Genomic DNA, 1,240 nt, shown 5'->3' on the forward strand with positions numbered 1-1,240 from the left:
TGGACCGACCAGAGTTCCATAGACACTCAGTCGCCGCTCTGCGCGTAGCGCTTTTCGAACTCTACCGGTGACATGCCGCCAGCGGAACCATGCCGGCGAATCGGGTTGTAGAACATCTCGATGTAGTCGAACACGTCCGAAGCAGCAGTGGCGCGCGTCGGGTAGATCCGCCGCTTGATCCGCTCCTTCTTCAGGACGCTGAAGAAGCTCTCGGCCACGGCGTTGTCGTGGCAGTTCCCGCGACGGCTCATGCTCGGCACCATCCGGTGCGCCTTCAGGAACGACTGCCAGTCGTTGCTGGTGAACTGGCAGCCCTGGTCGGAGTGGACCAGCACGCCCGGGCCGGGCTTGCGTCGCCATGCCGCCGCCATCAGCGCCTGCAGCACCAGGTCGCTGGTCATCGTGGACGCCGTTGCCCACCCGACGATCTGGCGCGAGTACAAGTCCATCACTGCCGCCAGGAACAGCCAGCCCTCGTAGGTGCGGATGTAGGTGATGTCCGTGACCCAGACCTTGTTCGGGGCGTGCGGCGTGAAGTCCCGGTTGAGCACGTTCGCCACGGCACCGACCGGGCCGCCGCGGTGGCGCGGCTTGCCGCCATAGCCCACCTGCGCCCGCAGGCCCTCGGCCTTCATCAGCCGCCGGACGCGGTGCCGGCTGCAATGCTCGCCGGCTTCCCGCAGGTCCAAGGTGATCTTGCGATAGCCATACACCGCGCCGCTGGCCAGCCAGTGGTGCCTGATCAGCCCCAGCAGGCGCTGATCGTCCCGCTCGCGGGCACTGGTGCCTTGGCGCAACCAGGCGTAGTAGCCGCTGCGGTGCACGCCCAGCACCCGGCACATCGCGACCAGGCGGAACTCGCGGATGTGCGCGCGCATGAACGCGTACTTCGCCCTTACCCCTTGGCAAAGTACGCGGCGGCTTTTTTTAGGATGTCGCGCTCCTCGGTCACACGCCGCAGCTCGGCCTTGAGCCGGCGGATCTCGGCCGAGTCGCTCGGCGCTGCTGAAGCGCCCGATGCCGGCGCCATTTTCCTCGCCACCTGCACCCAGCCATACAGGGTGTGCTTGGGGATCCCGATCCGGGCGGCGACGTCCACCACCGTGAAGCCGCGCTCGATCACCTGCTTCACCGCCTCGGCCCGGAACTCATCCGTGTACTGCTTGCTGTTGCCCATAAACACCTCGGTCATTGCCATGAATTATGGCGTCCGGATGTCTACGAAAGGCTGGTCGGTCCA

General features: G+C 66.0%; 1 protein-coding gene. It reads right to left on the reverse strand.

Annotation, left to right across the window (positions count from 1 at the left end; translation table 11 throughout):
- Positions 1 to 26: 26 nt before the first annotated feature.
- Positions 27 to 1,177 (reverse strand): IS3 family transposase gene (locus ACM0PK_RS21615; RefSeq protein WP_232540407.1). Its coding sequence is split into 2 segments (ribosomal slippage): positions 27 to 931 and positions 931 to 1,177, totalling 1,152 coding nucleotides; the frame shifts between segments, so codons are not numbered across the junction.
- Positions 1,178 to 1,240: the final 63 nt, after the last annotated feature.

It is taken from the genome of Stenotrophomonas sp. FR010 (genome assembly GCF_047520755.2).
GTDB lineage: Bacteria > Pseudomonadota > Gammaproteobacteria > Xanthomonadales > Xanthomonadaceae > Stenotrophomonas > Stenotrophomonas sepilia.